The following is an 18,668-nucleotide window of genomic DNA, read 5'->3' on the forward strand; positions in this document are numbered from 1 at the left end:
CCCCTGGCCCCTGGCCCCACACGCATTGCGGTGGACACCGCCACGAGCGTGTGCGTCTACTCGCACGTGCTCCGGGGCCAGTACGCGGGACAGGGCCACCGGCTCGTGATCGAGGCGGTGGACGAGTACATGCTGGACGACCTCTTCACCCGCCAGGACTTCGACCTCACGGACGTCTCCCGCCACGTGCCCTGGCCCGTGGCCGCCTCGTAGCCGCACCGCAACGTGCAGTCCCACACTCGGCACCGCGGCCGTGGGGGACGCCGAGGGTGCGCCGCTCCCCTCCCACCGGACCGGGCGGCGTCGTCCCCCGCCCGACGCCGCCGCGGCCGTCCGCGCACGGAGCGCGTCACACGTCGTGACGCTCCAGGACGTCCGTGACGAGCGCGGCAATGGGCGAGCGCTCCGACCGGGTGAGGGTCACGTGGCCGAACAGCTCCTGGCCCTTGAGCGCCTCGACCACGGCCATGACGCCGTCGTGGCGGCCCACCCGCAGGTTGTCCCGCTGGGCCACGTCGTGGGTGAGCACCACCTTGGAGTTCTGCCCGATCCGGGACAGCGCCGTGAGCAGCACGTTGCGCTCGAGGGACTGGGCCTCGTCCACGATCACCCATGCGTCGTGCAGCGAGCGCCCACGGATGTGGGTCAGAGGCAGCACCTCGAGCATGCCGCGCGCCACGACGTCGTCCACCACGGCCGGGGAGACCACAGCGGAGAGGGTGTCGAAGACCGCCTGGCCCCACGGGTTCATCTTCTCCTCCTCGGTGCCAGGCAGGTAGCCGAGGTCCTGGCCGCCCACCGCGTAGAGGGGGCGGAAGACCATGATGCGGCGGTGCTCGCGGCGCTCCAGCACGGTCTCGAGCCCAGCGCACAGCGCGAGCGCGGACTTTCCCGTGCCCGCGCGCCCGCCCAGGGACACGATCCCCACGGAGGGGTCCAGCAGCAGGTCGATCGCCAGGCGCTGCTCCGCGGAACGGCCCTGCACGCCGAAGACGTCCTTGTCCGCGGCCACCACCCGCGCCTGCCCGTCGCGCTGCACTCGGGCCAGCGCGCTGCCTGCGGAGGAGCGCACCACGAGGCCGGTGTTCACGGGCAGTTCACGGGCCCCCTCCACCTCCGCGTGCCCGTCCAGGTAGAGCCCGGAGACGACGTCGTCCGGGACGTCCAGCTGGGCCACGCCTGTGTACTCGTCGTCCCCGCCCAGCCACTCGGCACGGTACTCGTCCGCAGCCAGACCCAGGGCGGAGGCCTTGACGCGCATCGGGAGGTCCTTGGAGACCACACACACGTCGTGACCCTCCTGCGCGAGGTTCGCGGCCACCGAGAGGATGCGGGAGTCGTTGTCCTTGAGCCGGAAGCTCTGGGGCAGCACCGTGTCCGCCACGTGGTTGAGCTCCACCGCCAGGCACCCACCACCCGGGAGCTCCACGGGGCGGTCCAGCCCGCCGTGGGTCACGCGGAGGTCGTCGAGCAGCCGCAGCGCCTTGCGCGCGAAGTAGCCCAGATCCGGGTCGTGACGCTTGGCCTCGAGCTCGGTGATCACCACCATGGGCACCACCACACGGTGCTCCGCGAAGCGCAGCAGGGCCCGCGGATCCGAGAGCAGCACGGAGGTGTCGATCACGTAGCTGCGCACCGCGCGGGCTGTGTCCGCGGGCTGCGCTGCTCCGGCCAGGCCGCTCGGGTCCACCGGGGAACCGGAGGCCCCGGCGGAAGGCGCGATCCCCACGGGTGCGTCCTGGCCGGGAAGTCCTGCGGAACGAACGGGTGCCACGGAGGTGTCGCTGCTCATGGGGGCCTTTCCACGCGGGTTCGGGCCGGCACGTGCCGGGTGGTTCCACGCTAGGAGCCGAGAGGAAGAGCGCCCCGGCCCCGCGGTGAACGAGGCGTGAACATCCGCCGTGGAAACGGCACCGCCCGGCATCCCCGTGGGAACCACGGTGAACGCCCGTGTCCGATGACCGCACCCACGGATCGGTGAACGCCTCCGCGGGCCGGAACGGTGCGCCGCCCGTCAGCCCCCGAAGCGGCGCTGGCGGCGGGCGTAGTCCCGCAGCGCCCGCAGGAAGTCCACGCGGCGGAAGTCCGGCCACAGGGCCTCGCAGAAGTAGAACTCGCTGTAGGCGGACTGCCACATCAGGAAGCCCGAGAGCCGCTGCTCGCCGGAGGTGCGGATCAAGAGGTCCGGGTCCGGCTGCCCCCGCGTGTAGAGGTGGTCGGAGATGTGCTCCACGCTCAGCGACTCGGCCATCCCCGTGAGGGACTCCCCCCGGGCGGCGGCGTCCGCGAGGACCTCGCGCACCGCGTCCACGATCTCCTGGCGCCCGCCGTAGCCCACCGCGATGTTGAGGTGCGGCCCGGGGTTGTCGGCGGTCCTGCGGGCGCTGCACTCGAGCTGCTCCTGCAGCGCCGCAGGCAGCGTGGACAGTGCGCCCACCGGCTGGATGCGGCAGATGCCCTCGTCCTGCAGCTCGCACATGAGCTGGGTGATGATGTCCAGCAGCGCCTCGAGCTCCTCGGGCGGGCGGTTGAGATTCTCCGTGGAGAGGATGTAGAGGGTGACCACCTGGACGTCGAGCTCGTGGCACCAGCGCAGGAACTCCACGATCTTGCGCGCCCCGGCCCGGTGGCCCTCCTCCGTGGTGGCCCCGAACTGCTTGGCCCAGCGTCGGTTGCCGTCCACCAGCACACCCACGTGGTGGGGCAGCTCCTCGGGTGCGAGGGTGCGGGCCAGGCGATGCTCGTAGAAGGAGTACAGCACTCGGGGGAGCTTCACGGCGTTCCTACCCCCTGCTTCGCGTCGGCCTGCGTGGTTCCACACGTTCTAAACTACCCGTAGGTCAAGCGCAGTCCAGCAGCGCCCCACCGCCCCGGCGCAGTCCGGGCCGTCCTGGAAGGCAGTGGTACCCAGCATGCGAGAAGATCGTGCGGCCCAGACCCCCGCACCCCCCACCGTGGTCCGACACACCCGCCACGGCGAGCTCACGGTGGAGAAGAAGCCCGCCTGGCGCGGGTGGATCCACGCTGGCTTCAGCCCGTTCGCGATCGCCATGGGGGTCGTGGCCATCGTGGTGGCACCCACGCTGCAGCTGCGCCTGGCGTGCCTGGTCTACACGATCACTGCCGTGATGCTGTTCGGGACCTCTGCCATCTACCACCGCTTCTACTGGGGCGCCCGCATGAACGCGGTGCTGCGCAGACTGGACCACTCCAACATCGCCCTGATCATCGCCGGCACCTACACCCCGCTGGCCGTGAGCTTCCTGCCCAGCGGCCCGGCCACCGTGCTGCTCGCCGTGATCTGGTCCATCGGCGCGCTGCTCGTGCTCTTCCGGGTGTTCTGGCTGGGTGCGCCCCGGTGGCTGTACACCCCGCTCTACGTGGTCATGGGGTGCATCGCCCTGCTGTACCTGCCCGCGTTCTTCGCGGTGAACGTCCCGGCCACGGTGCTGCTGATCTGCGGCGGCGCCGCGTACATCGCCGGCGCCGTCTGCTACGCCACCAAGTGGCCGCGGCTGCGCCCCGCAACGTTCAGCTTCCACGAGGTCTTCCACGCGTGCACCATCGTGGGCTTCGTGTGCCACTACATCTCGATCATGCTCGCCATGTTCGCGTCCTGAACCGAGCACCGCTCAGAGCCGGCGCAGCAGCTCCTCGACCGAGTGCACGGGCAGCTCGCACCGCCCGTCCCGGCACCGCCACACGGTGAACCCGGAGCCGGTGTCCTGCGGCGCGCCGTACGGTGCCACACGGGACTCCAGGGCGAGGGTGTTCAGCACGCGGGCGGCGCCCACGCCCTCCAGCACCTCGCGCCACTGCTCCGGGGAGGCGTCCGCCACCTGCAGCAGCTGCGGCGGCTGCTCCCCCGCCAGCACCGCGGAGACCATCCCACCGGCGGCCGTGGGTGCCTTGAGCACCACACCCGTGGCCGCCGCCGTCACCGCGGCGACCACGTCCCCGCTCTCGCGCCCGCCCACCTCGGGCCGGGACAGCTCCGAGAGCCACCGGCCAAGCACGGCGGCGCTGGACGCGGCGACGTCGTCGAACGGCTCGGCGCGCCCCGTGGCACCGGCCGCCGCGAGCGTGTCGTCCAGCTCCGCGGTCTCGAGCACGCGACCGCCCCGCAGGAAGCGCCGGACCGTCACGTCCGCGATCTCGCAGCTGCGCTCGTACCACGTGGTGTCCCCCGTGGCGCGGTACAGGGCGAGCAGTCCCGCCCCGAAGCACGCGTGGTCCTCGAGCGCGCCCTCGTGGGGGTCCGCGACGTCGCCGCGCGAGGTCCGCGCGAGCGTCCCCCGCTCGGGGTCCCAGTGCCGCTCCCACAGGAACTGCGCCGCCGTGCCCGCCGTCTCCAGCCACTGCGGCCGGTCGAGCAGCACCGCCGCCTCCGCGAGACCCGTGACCATCATGCCGTTCCAGGCGGTGACCACCTTGTCGTCCCGGTGGGGTGCCTCGCGCGCCACGCGTCGTTCCCACAGCTCGTGCCGCACGCTCTCGTCGAGGATTCCCGTGAGGGCCCCGGCCTCGCCCCAGCTCGCGGTGACGGGCTCGGGGTGTCCCCGGTCCGCTCCGCTCCGGGGGCCCCGGTCGCGCGCAAAGGTGTAGTAGGCGCCCTCCCGCTCGGCGTGCGGCTCGTCCGCGGCGGGGGTGCTGTCCGCGTCCAGCGCGGCCGCGAAGGCACCCTCTCCCGTGATCATCTCGCGGTGCAGCCACTCGACGAGGGCTTCGGCGGCCCTGCGGTACCGGGCCGCGCGCGCCGGGTCCGTGCCGTCGCGTTCCAGCAGCTCCACGGTGCGGGCGAGCACGCGCAGCAGCTGGGCGTTGTCGTAGAGCATCTTCTCGAAGTGCGGCAGGGACCAGTCCGGGGTCACCGAGTAGCGGAAGAATCCGCCGCCCACGTGGTCCTGCAGAGCACCCCGCACGATCGCGTCCAGGGTGGCGCACAGCAGCTCGCGCGCGGACCGTCGGCGCTGCTCGGCGGCCGCGTGCGCGGAACCGGTCGACCCGTTCTCGGGGCCGCTGCGACCGGAGCCGTCACGACCGGTGGCGGAGCCCTCGACAACCGGTGCGTCCGCCGCCTCGTCGGCGCGCGAATCGGCACCGGGCTGCCCGAGCGCGGCAGCCGAGCCGGGTCCTGTCGTCTCCGGTGAGGGCACCCGCGCCACTCGCGTCAGGGCGTCGAGCACCGGGGACGGCGGGAACTTGGCGCCCGTGCCGAACCCCTCGTGGGCGGCGTCGCGCGCCACCTCCAGGCCGTCGAGCCACGCACCCACGAGCCGTCCCGCGGCGTCGTCCGCCTCCCCACCGGAGGGCACGACGACGGCGGGCCCCGCCTCCGCGAGCATCCGTTCCACGAGCTCGGGGTGCCGGGACAGCGCCTCGGTGACCTGGTCCGCGCCCCGCAGCACCTCGTCGCGGCGCTCGGTCCACGCCTCGGTGACGGCGGCGAGCACCTGCCGGAAGGACGGTCGCCCCTGGACTGGGCGCGGCGGGAAGTAGGTCCCGGCGTGGAACGCGCGACCCTCCGGCGTGAGGAAGACCGTCATGGGCCACCCGCCCTGGCCCGTGAGCAGCTGGGTGGCCGCCATGTAGGTCGAGTCCACGTCCGGACGCTGCTCCCGGTCCACCTTGACGGCCACGAAGTGCTCGTTGACCAGGTGCCCGGTCTGCGGGTCCGCGAAGGACTCGTGGGCCATCACGTGGCACCAGTGGCACGCCGCGTAGCCCACGGAGAGCAGCACGGGGACGTCGCGCTCCCGGGCCTCGGCGAAGGCCTCCGGGGAGAACTCCCACCAGTCCACGGGGTTCTCGGCGTGCTGCAGCAGGTACGGGCTGGTGGCGTGCGCCAGACGGTTCGTCATGGCACCACCGTCTCACAGCGCCCCGCCACCCCACCCACCCGGCGGGGTGGCCGGAGCGCGGAACGCTCCCGCGCCAATGCTCGCGGTACGGACGGCGCGCTGCGCGGTCGGTACCGCCCGGACGTCAGGAGCGGGGCTGCTCCGAACCGTCGACGGTGTCCGGGCGGGCGGCATCGCCGTCGCCGCGGTGGGGGCGGGCGACGTCGTGTGGACGGCCGCTCGCCGACCGCGCCCCGGTCGAACCGTCCCCGGCGGACGCCGTCCGCTCCGCACCACCGTGGCGGGGGGCGAGGTGCTCCGCTGCCGGAGCCGCCCCCTGGGCCTGCTCCTCCTGCGCAGCGCGCTGCTCGGCGTACTGCGCGCGGTAGCGCAGCCTGCGGTTGCGGCGGTTGAAGTCGATCACGAGCAGAACCACCGCGGCGGTCAGCACGAACGTCATGAGGAAGCCCACGAGCCCGGGCGAGACCTGGCTTGGATCCAGACCCGGCTTCAGGGTGGTGTCGGGGCTCGGAGCGGGGGTCGCGGCGGTCAGAACGGTCAGCAGCGTGGGCACGGCGGCACTCACTTCCGTGGGGTCGTGGTCGGGTCGATCCCGGCGAAGAGATCCGTCTCCGGCAGGCTGGTCTCCACCCGGGACTCCGCGAGGGTGTAGTCCTCCCAGGGCCACACCTCCGCCTGGGTCTCGGCGGAGACCGCGAAGAACATGCCGCGGGGATCCACCTGGGTGCGGTGGCTGCTCAGCGCGCGGTCCCGGGCGGGGAACTGCTCCGGGCAGCGCACCTGCGTGGTGGTCTCGTGCCGGGGCACGGGCGGCTGGTGGCCCTCGGGATCGGACTCCTGCATCGCGGCGATGCGCTGCGCGTACGGGGACGTCAGCCCCCGGGCCTCCAGGGCCTCGTGCAGGGCCAGGAAGCGCTCCGGGTTGAACGCGCGGTCGTAGTACAGCTTGGCCGGCGTCCAGGGATCCCCCGTTCCCGGGTACGCCGCGGGGTCTCCTGCGCGCAGGTACGCCTCCATGGAGACCTTGTGCGTCTGGATGTGGTCCGGGTGGGGGTACCCGCCGTTCTCGTCGTAGCTCAGGATCACGTGCGGGCGGAACTCACGAACCAGCTGCACCAGCGGCGCGGCCGCGCGCTGCAGGGGCTGGAGGGCGAAACAGCCCCACGGCAGCGGGGGCAGGGGATCGCCCTCCGGCAGCCCGGAGTCCACGAACCCGATCCAGCGGTGCTCGACTCCCAGAGCGGACACGGCCGAGGCCATCTCGTGGCGGCGCAGACCCGGCAGGTCCCGCTCGGCCCGGACGTCGCCCTCCATCTCGGCGTTGAGGATCGAACCGCGCTCACCACCGGTGCACGTGGCCACCATGACGCGGGCGCCGAGCCCGGCGTAGTGGGCCATGGTCGCCGCGCCCTTGCTGGACTCGTCGTCCGGGTGGGCGTGGATGGCCAACAAACGAAGCTGCGAATAGTCCGTCACCGAACGGATGCCTCCAAGACGTCGAAGCGAAAATGACAACCCCCAGTATCCTACGCCGATCACGCCGCCCGAACCCGCCGGACGGTGGCCCGTCCGCCCAGTGCGCACCCATTCCCGCTGGGTACAGTGGAGGCCATGAGTTCCGCGACCTCCCAGCCCTCCGACGCCCGGCGCACGCCGGAGGAGCCCGCCACGGAGCGGGTGCTCTCCCAGCGCTACGGATCGGGCCACCGCACCGTGGCGGGCACGCCCCGCCGCGGCCCCGGGGCAAGGGGCTGGATCCTCATTGCGGTGGCGGCCACCCTGGTGGCGGCACTGTTCGTCACGTGGATCGTGCGGGGCGAGTCCCAGCAGCCCGTGGCCAAGGACGTCAGCTTCAAGATCATGGACGCCGGGCAGGTCTACGCGGACTTCGACCTCACCAAGGACCCGGACCAGACCGTCACGTGCGCCGTGCAGGCGCTGAACGAGCAGTACGCCGTGGTGGGGTGGAACGAGGTCACGATCGGCCACGTCCCCGAGGACGAGCTCAACGGCCGCACCAGCACCCACCGGGTGCCCGTGCGCACCACCAACCTGGCCAACACCGCGGGCGTGGACTCCTGCTGGAACACCTCCGGCTGACGCACCGAGTGCCCCGCGTCACTTTGGGGTGCGGGCGCAGCGTCCTCTACACTTGCCCGAAGACCACATCCCCGACCCGGAAGCGCTGGGCCACACGGCTCGCCCCGGGGCGGGGTTTTTCACACGTGACCGTCAGGGCGACGGACACCGGAGAACGGAGGCACAGTGCCTGCACAAGAGGGAGCCTGGCTCACCCAGGAAGCGTACGACCGGCTCAAGAAGGAGCTCGACTACATCGCCGGGCCCTACCGCCAGGAGATCGTGGACCGGATCGAACAGGCGCGCTCCGAGGGAGACCTCAAGGAGAACGGCGGCTACCACGCCGCCCGTGAGGAGCAGGGCAAGAACGAGGGCCGCATCGTGCAGCTGACCCAGCTGCTCGAGAACGCCCAGGTGGGCGAGGCCCCCGCAGACGACGGCATCATCGAGGCCGGGATGGTCGTGACCGCCGAGATCGCCGGGGACGAGATGACCTTCCTCATGGGATCCCGCGAGGTCGCCGAGGACCTCACCGGCGGCGAGGACCTGGAGGTCTTCTCCGAGCGCTCCCCCATGGGTGCCGCGATCAACGGCCACAAGGTGGGTGAGACCGTGAGCTACCAGGCCCCCAACGGCAAGGACATCACGGTGAAGATCCTCAAGGCCAAGCCCTTCAGCCGCTGAGCCACCCCGACCCCTCCGCGGGTCCCCGGAGGCCACCTCGCCACGGCGGGGTGGCCTTTCGCGTACCCGGGTGGTGCCGCCGCCCACCACGCCCCGGTTCCCACGGTTCCCGCAGGCGCGCCCCGTAGGATCGTGCCATCACCTGTCACGTCCCCGAGAGGAGCCCGACCGTGGTCACCCACTGGAATCGCAGCCCGGCACCCTGGACCACGCCGTTGATCGTCCTCACGGCGCTGCTGGCCGTGGCGGCAATCGTCGTCCACGTCCTGGGCCAGGGCAATCCCTCGCTCAACGCCACGGGCGGTCTGCGCAACATCCTCTTCGTGGCCACGTTCGCGTCCGCCCTGCTCACGTTCTTCACCGCGCGGGGGCGACGCCGCTAGCGCTCCCCCACCGGGCGCGTCAGTGCACGATGACCGGGTGGTACCCGTGCGTCTCGAGGGCCGCGATCACCTGGTCGCAGTGCGCGTGCCCCTTGGTCTCCATGTCGATGGTGATGGACACGTCCCCCATGGACAGTGATCCCCCGATCCGCGTGTGGTTCACACCGGTGACGTTGGCATCCATGTCCGCGATGATCTTGGAGATCTGGGCGAGCTCGCCGGGGCGGTCCGTGAGCATCATCTTGATGGTCATGTAGCGTCCGGCCGCGGACAGTCCGCGCTGGATCACCTTGAGCATGAGCATGGGGTCGATGTTGCCCCCGGAGAGCAGCACCACGGTGGTTCCGAGCTCTGGGTGGGTCCGCTTCAGCTCGCCCTCGAGGATGGCCGCCACGCCCACGGCACCGGCCGGCTCCACCACCATCTTGTTGCGCTCGAGCATGAAGATCAGGGCCTGGGAGAGGGAGTCCTCGGACACCGTGACCACGTCGTCCGCGAGCTCCCGGATGATCCGGAACGGCAACTGGCCGGGGCGACCCACCGCGATGCCGTCCGCGATCGTGGACACCTTGGACAGTGTCACGATCGCGTCTCCCGCGAGGGACGGCGGATAGGCCGCGGCGTTCTCCGCCTGGACCCCGATCACCCGGATGTTCCTCCCCTGCTGCTCGGCCTTCGCCTTGACGGCCACGGACAGCCCGGCCAGCAGGCCACCGCCCCCAACCCCGGCGATCACCGTGTCCACCGTGGGCAGCTGGTCCAGGATCTCCAGCCCGATGGTGCCCTGTCCGGCGATGATGTCCACGTGGTCGAACGGGTGGACGAACACCGCACCGGTCTCGTCCGCGAAGCGCTGCGCCTCCGCGAGGGCCTCGTCCACGGAGGAGCCGTGCAGGACCACCTCCGCGCCGTGGTCCTGCGTGGCCGCGATCTTGGGCAGGGCCGCTCCGCGGGGCATGTAGATCCGCGCGGTGATCCCCAGTTTTGCCGCGGCGAGCGCCACTCCCTGCGCGTGGTTGCCCGCCGACGCCGCCACCACACCCCTGCGCTTCTCGTCCTCGCTGAGCTGCGCCATGCGCACGTAGGCGCCCCGCGCCTTGAACGAGCCCGCGCGCTGCAGGTTCTCGCACTTGAGGTACACCTCGGAGCCCAGCATGCGCGACAGGGCGCGGGAGTGGGCCAGCGGGGTGCGCTCGATGATGCCGTCCAGCAGCTGCGCGGCGTCGTGGACGTCCGTGGCGGAAACGGGCAGTGCATTGTGGCCCACAGGGAATTCCTTCGTCGTTGCCGGTTCGTGAGGCTTGCCGCTCCCCGCGCGCGGCCGGATCGCGGCGGGCGGCGTCGTGGAGGAACGCAGAACGCGGCGCCCGCAGATGGGGACGCCGCGTTCCATGCTATGGCACCGGTGCGTCAGCGCAGCGGCTGGTCCTCACCCGGAGAACGCTGCTCGATGCTCGCGTTGTGCTCGGTCTCCTTCTTGTGCTTCTCCTCGCGCTTGCGCTCCTCGCTCTCGCGCTCACGGTGGCGCTTGCCGCGGAACCGCTGCAGCTGCGCCATGATCTGCTCGCTGGAGAGGTTCTTCTTCCTGGCGGCCTTCTTGATCTCACGCGGGTACAGGAACGGCTCCCAGGCGATCTCGTCGTCGTGCTCCCACGCCCGGCCGGCCAGGTAGCGGATGATCGTGTTGAGGATGGCCATCAGCGGCACGGCGAACAGGGCGCCGATGATCCCGAAGAGCACGCTGCCGGCGGCCACCGCCAGGAAGACCGCCACGGGGTGCAGCGAGACCGCCTTGCCCATCACCAGGGGCTGCAGGATGTTGGACTCGATCTGCTGCACGGCCAGGACCACCAGCAGCATGGCCAGGGCGATACCGGGGCTGACCGCCACGAGCGCCACCAGGACCGCCACGGCTCCGGTCAGCACCGCACCCACGATGGGGATGAACGAGGCCAGGAACACCAGGACGCCGATCGGCAGCGCCAGGGGCACGTGCAGCAGGAACGCTCCGAGGCCGATGCCCACGGCGTCCACGAAGGCCACGAACACCTGGATCCGCACGTACTGCGCCAGGGAGATCCAGCCCTTGCGGCCCGCCCCGTTGACGGCCGGACGGGCCCGACGCGGGAAGAGCTTCACCAGGAAGAGCCAGATGCTCTCCCCGTCCATGAGGAAGAACAGCAGCACGAACAGCGCGATGACGGTGCCGGTCACGATGTTGCTCGCGGTGGAGCCGAACTTCATGGCCCCGGAGAGGATCGCGTCCGAGTTGGCCTGCAGGGTGCTGCCGAGCTCCGAGAACCACTGGTTGATGGTGTCGGTGGAGATGTTCAGGCGGCTGTCCTCGAGCATGCCCATGAGCTGCTGGAAGCCCGCCACCACGTTGCTGGAGAGCTGCGCGAAGCCCACGATGATCTGCTGACCCGCGAGCGTCAGCAGCCCCAGGACCAGCAGGATGAGGCCCAGCTCCACCGTGATGGCCGCGAACGCCGCCGGGATCCCCTTGGAGCGCAGCCACCGCACGGCGGGCGACAGCAGCCCGGCGGCCAGTGCCGCCAGCAGAACCGGGATCAGGACGGTGGTCACGTGGCTCAGCAGCCAGCCGATCACACCCACCCCGGCGATGATCAGCAGGACGCGCCAGGACCACGCCGCGGCGATCCGAACGGGCGTGGTGACCATGGTCTCGGCATCGGCGATGGGCACGGGATTCGACTGGGGGACGTCTGAGGCGCGGCCCGGGGGTGAGCCCGCGTGCGACGTCGGAACACTGGATGACATGCGCACTATCATCGCACCATTGCGCGCGCCCCAGATACACGCGAACAAGAACCGAGGATGACAAGATGGCTGTCATGTCCACCACACTGCTGCGTGTCCTGGCCCAGCGCCGCCCCGCGAGTCTGCTCACCCAGGAGAGTCCCCGGCCCGAGGACCTCGAGGCCGTGCTGAGAGCCGCTGCCGGCGCCAAGTACGACGACCGCCCCACGGGGTGGCGGGTGGCCGTGACCAACCGCAGGTCAGCCTCCCTGCTGGCCGCCGCGATGGCCGGGCTCACCTCGGTGCCCAACCTCACCGGCCCGGTGCCCCGGTTGAAGGGCAAGAAGATCCGCGTGCTCGCCGCCTACCGCGGCAGCCTGCAGTGGGCGTCCCGGGGCGGGGTGGCCCTGGCGCTGATCTTCCGGCACCATCCCGAGCTCCCGGAGTCCAAGAAGGACCAGCGGGGTCAGGTCCACGCGGCACGCGGTGTGCTGGAAGCCGCGTTCTACGCGCAGGGCTGGGCCACCATGTGGTCCCAGCGTGAACCCTTCGACCGCGAGCTGATCCGTGACTTCTACTCGCTGGACGAGCACGAGGAGGTGCTCGGCTGGCTGTTCGTGGGCCGCGCGGCATCCGACAGCGTGCCGGCCAGGGCCATCAACCTGCCGCCGCGCGAGCTGGAGATCAGCTGGATCTGAGCCGCCACGGACGGAACCCACGACAAGACCACGGCGGCCCGGTGCTGGAGTGCACCGGGCCGCCGTGGTCTGTGGTGGCTCAGATCCGCAGCGGCGGCTCCGAGTCCTGTTGCGAGGTCAGTCGCTCATGGAGCGGATGATCGAGAGCACGCGCAGGATCTCCACGTACGCCCAGATCAGGGTCACGGTCAGCCCGAAAGCCGCGGTCCACGCGGCCTTCTGGGGGATCCCGCGGGAGACGCCGTCGCTGATGTTCTCGAAGTCCAGCACGAAGCTGTAGGCCGCCAGCAGGATGGCCACGGCCCCCACGACCAGCCCCAGCGGGATGCCCATGATGGAGACCTCGGAGCGCATGTCGAAGCCGCCGATGAGGCTCGTGCCCAGGTTGACCAGCGCGAAGATGGCGTAGGCCATGAGGGCGACCATGAAGAACTTGGTCACGCGCGGGGACGACCGCAGCACACCGACCTTGTAGAGCACCAGGACGGAGACGAACACGGCCAGGGTGCCGATCACTGCCTGCACCACGATCCCCGGGTACGCGGCCTCCATCATCATGGAGAACCCGCCCAGGAACATGCCCTCGGCCAGGGCGTAGAGGATGATGAGCACGGGGCTGGGCTCGCGCTTGAACGAGTTGACCAGACCGAGCACCAGGCCCACCAGTGCGCCGGGGAAGGACAGGACAGGCATGAACCAGCCCGCCGCCGCACCGGCGATCACGCACGCCAGCACGAGCGAGGTGCGCATCACGACGTCGTCGTAGCTCATGCGTCCCGTCTGCGCGGGTCCCGCAGCGGGCGCGTTGTACATGCGCTCGAGCTGCTCGGGTGAGTAGCGGGAATCCTGGTAGGACCCCGGGGTGGTCGCGTTCTTCCTGTCGAAGTCGCGCAGGAGGGGGTTTCCGCCGGCCATGTGACGTCCTTTCGAGGGCGTAGTCGAGCTGTTGCCCCAGGCTATCAGCGGCACCTGCGCGCCACTGCGCGCTTCAGCGCAGGATCACCAGGTTCAGGGCCAGCTGCCAGGTCCAGAGCCGCGCGGGCTGGTCGGGACCGGCGGTCGGGTGCCCCCAGTGGGATTCGAACCCACACTGAGCGGATTTTAAGTCCGCTGCCTCTGCCGGTTGGGCTATGGGGGCGGCAACGACGGCGGTGGGGTCGCCTCGAGTGCGACCCCACCGCTGAACGTCTGCTTCCGTGCGGAAGATCCCTAGAGCTGGGCCTTCCCCGCGGACTCGCGCTTGCCTGCGGCCTGGAGGAACGCGCTGCGCGGCTCCCGCAGGTGGCGCAGAGCGGTGGTGTCGCGGCCGAAGAGCATGTTGATGCCCCACTCCGTGAACACACGGACCTTGCGCTCCACGGTGGGGATCGCGTAGCCGTGGTAGAGCCGGTGCATGGTCCAGGCGGGCAGCCCGCCGAGGTCCACGCCGCGGATGGTGGCCGCCCCCTTGTAGAGGCCCAGCCCCGCCACGGAACCGAGGTTCTCGTGGTAGTAGTCCTCCAGCGCCTCGCCCTGGTGGGCCGCCATGATGTTCTTGGCCATGGTGGCGGCCTGACGCACGGCGTGCTGGGCGTTCGGGACGCAGAACCCGCCGGGGCCGGAGCCCGTGAGGTCCGGGACGGCGGCGATGTCGCCGGCGGCCCAGGCACCCTCGAGGGGCCCGTCGTCACCGGTGACCCGCAGGTCCGCGCCCACGCGCACGCGGCCGCGCTCGTCCACCGGGAGGTCGCTGTTCTTGGCGAAGCCGGAGGCCGCCACTCCGGCACACCAGATCAGGGTGTCGGTGGCCACCTCGCCGGCCGGGGACTTGTCGCCCATGTTGATGAGCTTCACGACGTCCCCGTCCACCTCGGAGATGGAGGTGTTGAGGAGGACCTCGATGCCGCGGGCGCGCATCTCGGCGACGACCTTCTCGGCGCGGTCCTTGGAGACCTCAGGCATGATCCGGCCCATGGCCTCCACGAGCACGAAGCGCAGGTCAGAGACGCGCAGGCGGTCGTTGCGCTCCACGGCGGTGCGGGCCATGTCCTCGAGCTCCGCGATGGACTCCGAGCCGGCGTATCCGCCGCCCACCACGATGAAGGTCAGCGCCTTGCGCTTCTCCTCCTCGCTGTCGGTGAGGGAGGCGACCTCGATGCGCTCGAGCACCCAGTTGCGCACCGACACGGCCTCTTCGATGGTCTTCATGCCAATGGCCTTCTCCGCGAGCCCCGGGATGGGGAACGTGCGGGTGGTGGAGCCACCGGCGATCACGATCTCGTCGTAGGGCAGCTGGAACTCCGGGCCCTCGTCGATCCCGCGCACGGTGACCGTGTGCGAGGCGTGGTCGATGTGCTCCACGCGGCCGCCGACCAGCTCGCAGTCACCGAGGTGCTGGCGGTGGGAGATGACGGCGGAACGGGCGTCGATGTTGCCCGCCGCAACCTCCGGCAGGAACGGGAGGTAGGTCATGTACGGGTTGGGGTCCACCACCGTGACCACGCCGCCCGACTCCTTGATGCGAGTCTGCAGCTTCTGGGCGAGGGTGAAGCCGACGTAGCCGCCACCCACGATGAGAAGGCGCGGTCGGTCCTTAGCAAGTTGATTGAAAGCCATGCCCCCGAGTTTACCCACGGTGCCGGGCTTTCGCTGGCGGTGTGACGGCCGGGAAGTGTGCTGATCGTGAAATCAGCGGGAGAGCCGGCGGATGTGCAGGACGGCGGCCACGGTCAGAGCGGTCACCACCAGCCCAAAGGACGCGAGCACCACGACCGGCAGCGCCCCGGTCTCGTTGAGCGGTGCCTGTGCGACCGGCGGGGTGGCCTCCTGGGTGACCTGCCGGGTGTCCCCGTCCGTGGTGCCGGAGGTGGCCGTGGGTGCGGCAGAGCCGCTGCGCGGACGGTTCTGGTCGATCCAGTGCCGCACGCTGCCCATGGGGTTCTCGTCCGGGGTCTCGACGTCGTCGAGCACGGCCGCGCGCACGTCCAGCACCCCGTAGCCGTAGATCGGGTCCTTGCCCTTCTCCCCCGCGTCGTGCGCGGTCTTCACGATGCGCTGCGTGACCTGCTCGGCCGTGAGCTCCGGGTGCTGCTCCATGACCAGAGCCGCCGTTCCCGCCACGAGGGGTGCGGTGGCGGAGGTGCCGGACCACTGCGCGTAGCCGTCACCGGGCATCGCGCCCACCATGTCCTCACTGGGACCGGCCACGGCGATCGAGATGCCCTGGGAGGACGAGTCCCAGCTGGCCCTGCCCGAACGGTCTACGCCCCCCACGGACACCACGCCCGGGATGGTGGCCGGTGCGCCCACCTGGTTCAGTCCGGAGCCCCTGTTGCCCGCCGCGGCGACCACCAGCACGTCCTTCTCCTCCGCGTACGCGAACGCGGAGTCCCAGGACTGCGGCCAGGAGGTGGAGTCGGAGCCCACGGACATGTTGATCACGTCCGCGCCGTGGTCCACGGCCCACCGGACGGCCTCGGGGATCTGCTCGTTGACGTCCTTGACACCGGGCTGCTCGTTGCCGAGCCACAGGGAGACCGGCAGGATCTCCGCGTCTGGAGCCACCCCGAGGATTCCCTCCTGGTGGCCCGGGCCGTTCTCGTTCGGGGCCCCGTGACCGCGTCCGGCCGCGAGGGACGAGACGAGGGTTCCGTGCTCGGGCTCGGCACCGAGGCCCTTCTGGCCGTCGGACTGGCCGGCGGCGGACGCGTCCGCACCCGGCAGCACGCCGCCGGCGAGGTCCTGGTGGCCACCGTCCACGCCCGTGTCGATCACCGCGATCTTCACGCCCTTGCCCGTGGACTGCTTCCAGGCGTCGCGCACCCCGTAGTCGTCCAGCCAGTACTCGCTCTGCTGGATGTCCGCCCCGTCCACCGGGGGCTTGCCACCGGCGGGCGGGGGCTGCACCGGGGTCTCCACCGGGACGGACGGTGCTGGCGCGGGGACCGCGGGGTCCTGTGCCAGCGCGGGAGCGAGCGTGGCTCCCGAGAGCAGCAGCGCCGCCGCCGACCCCGCGAGCGCGCGGCGCGTTCTCGATCCACCGGTCATGTCCGTCGTGTCTCCTCGTGTGTCCCGCCGTCCGTGCCGCGGGTGGTCCCGGCGGTGCCGGGTGTCAGGTGTCGGGTGTCAGGACACCAGCGACAGGCCGATGCCGTCCAGGATGTCGTGCTCGCTCGCGGTCACGGTGTCGACCCGGCCGTCCGTTGCCCGGGCCACGCGCTCGACGACGCGGCGCCACACGAGCGCTCCGGCCCCGATCACGTCCACCCGGCCCTCGTGCATGAAGCCCAGGCGTGCCCGCTGCTTGCGGGTCATGGCGGTGAGCTCCCGGCACGCGCGGTCCACGTCCGCGACGTCCAGCACCGTCCCGTTGATGCGGTCGGGGTCGTAGTGCTTGAGACCCATGGCCATGGCCGTGACGGTGGTGACGGTGCCCGCCACTCCCACCAGGCGGGTGGTCTGCTCCAGGGGGACCGTGCGTGCCACCACGTCCATGGCCTCGTCGACGTCCCGGAGCACGTGGGCCTGCTGCTCCTCGGTGGGAGGGTTGGAGCCCAGGTGGCGCTCCGTCATGCGCACGCACCCCACGTCCACGCTGCGGGCGGCCAGCACCTCGCGGGGGGTGCCCAGCACGCACTCCGTGGAACCGCCGCCCACGTCCACCACGAGCACCCGGTCCGCGGGGTCCAGGCCCGGGGCCGCGTTGAGTGCGCCCCGGAAGGACAGGGCGGCCTCCTCGTCGCCGCTGACGACCTCAGGAACCACGCCCAGCCGGGAGCGGATGCCCGCCACGAACACGTCCCGGTTGCCGGCGTCCCGGGTGGCGGAGGTGGCCACGAAACGCACCCTGTCCGCACCGTGCTCGGTGATCAGGGCGGCGTACTCGTCCACGGCGGCGAACGTGCGCTCGAGAGCGGCCTCGGCGAGCCACCCCGTGGCGTCCACACCCTGACCCAGGCGCACGATGCGCATCTCGCGCACCACGTCCTTCAGGGCGGGGTGGTGCTCGCGGGTCACCACGTCGGCGATGAGCAGTCGGATGGAGTTGGTACCGCAGTCGATGGCAGCAACGCGCATGGCAGCAGAGATCCTCGTGTCGAAGGGGGCAGGGGTCCGGCGCGTCAGGCTGCGTCGCGCCACGCGGGGTCGCACGCGCAGCGCTGCGGCGTCCACGTCCCGGAGATGGTCTCGAGGGTCTCGTCCCCGAGCGGGTTCACACCGGGGCCCGCGGCCAGGCTGTGGCCCACGAGCACGTGCAGGCACTTCACCCGGGTGGGCATCCCACCGGCCGAGATCCCCTCGATCTCCGGGACGTCACCGGTGCCCGCGAGCTCGCCCACACGACGCCGCTGGGCAAGGTAGTCCTCGTGCGCAGCGCGGTGCTGCTCGGCGAGCTCCGGGTCCTGGGCCACGCGGTCGGACATCGCGTACATGGCGCCCTCCGCCTCGAGCCGGGACACGGCGGCGGTGACCACCGGGTGGGTCAGGTAGAAGACCGTGGGGAACGGGGTGCCGTTGCTCAGCCGCGGGGCCGTGGCCACCACGAGGGGGTTGCCGCACACGCAGCGCGCCGCGATCTCCACGACGTCCCGGGCCGGCCTCCCGAGCTGGGCTCCCACCACGGTGAGGTCCTGTGGCGTGACGGTCGGGTCGTGCGGTGCGGTCACTTCTCACTGCTTTCGTCCGGTTGCGGTTCCAGGGTGATGTCCTCCTGGGGGTAGGCGGAGTCGAGCACCGACTGCCAGAGCCCGTCAGCCCACGCGGGCTTGCCGGCCTCGACCTGCTCGGCCGAGGACTCCGGGGCCTGGTGCAGCTCCTGCTGCCCGCCGAGCACCACGTAGGCGCTCTCACCGGGCTTCACGTAGGACATCCGCTCCCGGGCCTGCTGCTCCACGTAGGCGTCGTCCCCCCAGAGCTGCTCCTCGCGCTTGAGCTCCTGCTGGCGCTGTTCCTCGTGGGCGATGCTCGCCTGCAGCTCGGAGATCTGCGCCCGCTGGTCCAGGAAGATCTTGGCGGTGGGCGCGGCCAGGAACACGATCAGCGTGGCCACGACGACCAGGGCCACCAGGCGCCCGTTGAACGAGTGCGCGGGCGTGGGCGCCGCCAGCGTGGACGAGCCTCCCGCGGAGCGCTCGGGACGCGGTGCGGCGTCGCGGCGCGGGTCCGGTCGCTCGGCCCGAGGGGCCTGCTGCGCGGGGCGCGGTGTGCGTCGGGGGATCCGGGGG

Annotated in this window: 18 protein-coding genes, 1 tRNA gene and 1 pseudogene; 6 read left to right on the forward strand and 14 right to left on the reverse strand. The window is 71.3% G+C overall.

Annotated features, from left to right (window positions below):
- Nucleotides 1-213 (forward strand): annotated as a pseudogene (locus D9R02_RS07900) (hypothetical protein); the annotation flags it as partial.
- Nucleotides 214-349: 136 nt separating this feature from the next.
- Here the strand turns inward: D9R02_RS07900 and phoH2 are convergent.
- Both phoH2 and D9R02_RS07910 read right to left on the reverse strand, forming a co-directional pair.
- Nucleotides 350-1,792 (reverse strand): RNA 5'-3' helicase PhoH2, encoded by a 1,443-nt coding sequence (gene phoH2, locus D9R02_RS07905; RefSeq protein ID WP_223110450.1) that lies wholly within the window; start codon nt 1,790-1,792, stop codon nt 350-352.
- A 222-nt stretch (nt 1,793-2,014) separates the two neighbouring features.
- The gene (locus tag D9R02_RS07910) at nt 2,015-2,776 is read right to left on the reverse strand and encodes an isoprenyl transferase (RefSeq protein WP_059280844.1); all 762 of its coding nucleotides are present in this window, start codon (nt 2,774-2,776) and stop codon (nt 2,015-2,017) included.
- A gap of 136 nt (nt 2,777-2,912) precedes the next feature.
- On the opposite strand from D9R02_RS07910, the gene trhA reads away from it, so the two are divergent.
- Entirely contained in the window at nt 2,913-3,620 is a 708-nt protein-coding gene (gene trhA / locus D9R02_RS07915; protein WP_082698293.1) for a PAQR family membrane homeostasis protein TrhA, read from the forward strand.
- 12 nt (nt 3,621-3,632) lie between these two features.
- Here the strand turns inward: trhA and D9R02_RS07920 are convergent, their stop codons facing one another.
- The 3 genes from D9R02_RS07920 to mca form a co-directional block, all read right to left on the reverse strand.
- Complete coding sequence (locus tag D9R02_RS07920) at nt 3,633-5,861, reverse strand: thioredoxin domain-containing protein (protein ID WP_121566702.1); 2,229 nt, start codon at nt 5,859-5,861, stop codon at nt 3,633-3,635.
- Between the two features lie 124 nt (nt 5,862-5,985).
- Complete coding sequence (locus tag D9R02_RS07925; RefSeq protein ID WP_019310179.1) at nt 5,986-6,426, reverse strand: hypothetical protein; 441 nt, start codon at nt 6,424-6,426, stop codon at nt 5,986-5,988.
- On the reverse strand, nt 6,423-7,337 hold the full coding sequence (gene mca / locus D9R02_RS07930; RefSeq protein ID WP_019310180.1) for a mycothiol conjugate amidase Mca: 915 nt from the start codon (nt 7,335-7,337) through the stop codon (nt 6,423-6,425). The genes D9R02_RS07925 and mca overlap by 4 nt, the downstream gene beginning before the upstream one ends.
- A 135-nt stretch (nt 7,338-7,472) precedes the next feature.
- On the opposite strand from mca, the gene D9R02_RS07935 reads away from it, so the two are divergent.
- The 3 genes from D9R02_RS07935 (at nt 7,473) to D9R02_RS07945 (ending at nt 9,007) form a co-directional block, all read left to right on the forward strand.
- Nucleotides 7,473-7,961: a DUF4307 domain-containing protein gene (locus D9R02_RS07935; RefSeq protein ID WP_019310181.1), complete on the forward strand. Its 489-nt coding sequence runs from the start codon at nt 7,473-7,475 to the stop codon at nt 7,959-7,961.
- Between the two features lie 165 nt (nt 7,962-8,126).
- Nucleotides 8,127-8,624, forward strand: coding sequence for a transcription elongation factor GreA (gene greA, locus D9R02_RS07940; protein WP_019310182.1), 498 nt, complete (start codon nt 8,127-8,129; stop codon nt 8,622-8,624).
- A 170-nt stretch (nt 8,625-8,794) separates the two neighbouring features.
- The gene (locus D9R02_RS07945; protein ID WP_019310183.1) at nt 8,795-9,007 is read left to right on the forward strand and encodes a hypothetical protein; all 213 of its coding nucleotides are present in this window, start codon (nt 8,795-8,797) and stop codon (nt 9,005-9,007) included.
- A gap of 19 nt (nt 9,008-9,026) precedes the next feature.
- On the opposite strand, the gene ilvA is transcribed toward D9R02_RS07945, so the two are convergent.
- Both ilvA and D9R02_RS07955 read right to left on the reverse strand, forming a co-directional pair.
- Nucleotides 9,027-10,274 (reverse strand): threonine ammonia-lyase, encoded by a 1,248-nt coding sequence (gene ilvA / locus D9R02_RS07950; protein WP_039100912.1) that lies wholly within the window; start codon nt 10,272-10,274, stop codon nt 9,027-9,029.
- Between the two features lie 143 nt (nt 10,275-10,417).
- Nucleotides 10,418-11,788: an AI-2E family transporter gene (locus D9R02_RS07955; RefSeq protein ID WP_121566703.1), complete on the reverse strand. Its 1,371-nt coding sequence runs from the start codon at nt 11,786-11,788 to the stop codon at nt 10,418-10,420.
- 74 nt (nt 11,789-11,862) lie between these two features.
- Between D9R02_RS07955 and D9R02_RS07960 the strand changes: the two genes are divergently transcribed.
- Entirely contained in the window at nt 11,863-12,465 is a 603-nt protein-coding gene (locus D9R02_RS07960) for a nitroreductase family protein (protein WP_019310186.1), read from the forward strand.
- Nucleotides 12,466-12,582: 117 nt separating this feature from the next.
- Here the strand turns inward: D9R02_RS07960 and D9R02_RS07965 are convergent, their stop codons facing one another.
- From D9R02_RS07965 to D9R02_RS07995, 7 genes are all read right to left on the reverse strand, one after another.
- Nucleotides 12,583-13,380 (reverse strand): Bax inhibitor-1/YccA family protein, encoded by a 798-nt coding sequence (locus tag D9R02_RS07965; RefSeq protein WP_070636198.1) that lies wholly within the window; start codon nt 13,378-13,380, stop codon nt 12,583-12,585.
- Between the two features lie 149 nt (nt 13,381-13,529).
- Nucleotides 13,530-13,603, reverse strand: a tRNA-Leu gene (locus D9R02_RS07970).
- Nucleotides 13,604-13,674: 71 nt separating this feature from the next.
- The gene (locus tag D9R02_RS07975; RefSeq protein WP_070636196.1) at nt 13,675-15,060 is read right to left on the reverse strand and encodes an NAD(P)/FAD-dependent oxidoreductase; all 1,386 of its coding nucleotides are present in this window, start codon (nt 15,058-15,060) and stop codon (nt 13,675-13,677) included.
- 72 nt (nt 15,061-15,132) lie between these two features.
- Nucleotides 15,133-16,491 carry a S8 family serine peptidase gene (locus D9R02_RS07980; RefSeq protein ID WP_070636194.1) on the reverse strand — a complete coding sequence of 453 codons (1,359 nt, stop codon included), beginning with the start codon at nt 16,489-16,491 and terminating at the stop codon, nt 15,133-15,135.
- Nucleotides 16,492-16,569: 78 nt separating this feature from the next.
- Nucleotides 16,570-17,520 (reverse strand): Ppx/GppA phosphatase family protein, encoded by a 951-nt coding sequence (locus tag D9R02_RS07985; protein ID WP_070636192.1) that lies wholly within the window; start codon nt 17,518-17,520, stop codon nt 16,570-16,572.
- Nucleotides 17,521-17,564: 44 nt separating this feature from the next.
- A complete protein-coding gene (locus D9R02_RS07990) occupies nt 17,565-18,110 on the reverse strand; it encodes a DUF501 domain-containing protein (protein WP_019310191.1) in 546 nt (181 codons plus the stop codon).
- On the reverse strand, nt 18,107-18,668 hold a 562-nt coding region (locus tag D9R02_RS07995), incomplete at its 5' end, for an FtsB family cell division protein (RefSeq protein WP_147435338.1). The genes D9R02_RS07995 and D9R02_RS07990, both read right to left, overlap by 4 nt.

The sequence above is a fragment of the Kocuria rhizophila genome, assembly GCF_003667225.1.
GTDB classification, from domain to species: domain Bacteria; phylum Actinomycetota; class Actinomycetes; order Actinomycetales; family Micrococcaceae; genus Kocuria; species Kocuria rhizophila.

Excerpts from the sequence above, each read along its gene's own strand:
- phoH2 (WP_223110450.1), bottom strand. The coding sequence starts at position 1,792 with ATGAGCAGCGACACCTCCGTGGCACCCGTTCGTTCCGCAGGACTTCCC.
- trhA (WP_082698293.1), top strand. The coding sequence starts at position 2,913 with ATGCGAGAAGATCGTGCGGCCCAGACCCCCGCACCCCCCACCGTGGTC.
- D9R02_RS07920 (WP_121566702.1), bottom strand. The coding sequence starts at position 5,861 with ATGACGAACCGTCTGGCGCACGCCACCAGCCCGTACCTGCTGCAGCAC.
- D9R02_RS07935 (WP_019310181.1), top strand. The coding sequence starts at position 7,473 with ATGAGTTCCGCGACCTCCCAGCCCTCCGACGCCCGGCGCACGCCGGAG.
- D9R02_RS07955 (WP_121566703.1), bottom strand. The coding sequence starts at position 11,788 with ATGTCATCCAGTGTTCCGACGTCGCACGCGGGCTCACCCCCGGGCCGC.
- D9R02_RS07960 (WP_019310186.1), top strand. The coding sequence starts at position 11,863 with ATGTCCACCACACTGCTGCGTGTCCTGGCCCAGCGCCGCCCCGCGAGT.
- D9R02_RS07965 (WP_070636198.1), bottom strand. The coding sequence starts at position 13,380 with ATGGCCGGCGGAAACCCCCTCCTGCGCGACTTCGACAGGAAGAACGCG.
- D9R02_RS07975 (WP_070636196.1), bottom strand. The coding sequence starts at position 15,060 with ATGGCTTTCAATCAACTTGCTAAGGACCGACCGCGCCTTCTCATCGTG.
- D9R02_RS07980 (WP_070636194.1), bottom strand. The coding sequence starts at position 16,491 with ATGACCGGTGGATCGAGAACGCGCCGCGCGCTCGCGGGGTCGGCGGCG.
- D9R02_RS07985 (WP_070636192.1), bottom strand. The coding sequence starts at position 17,520 with ATGCGCGTTGCTGCCATCGACTGCGGTACCAACTCCATCCGACTGCTC.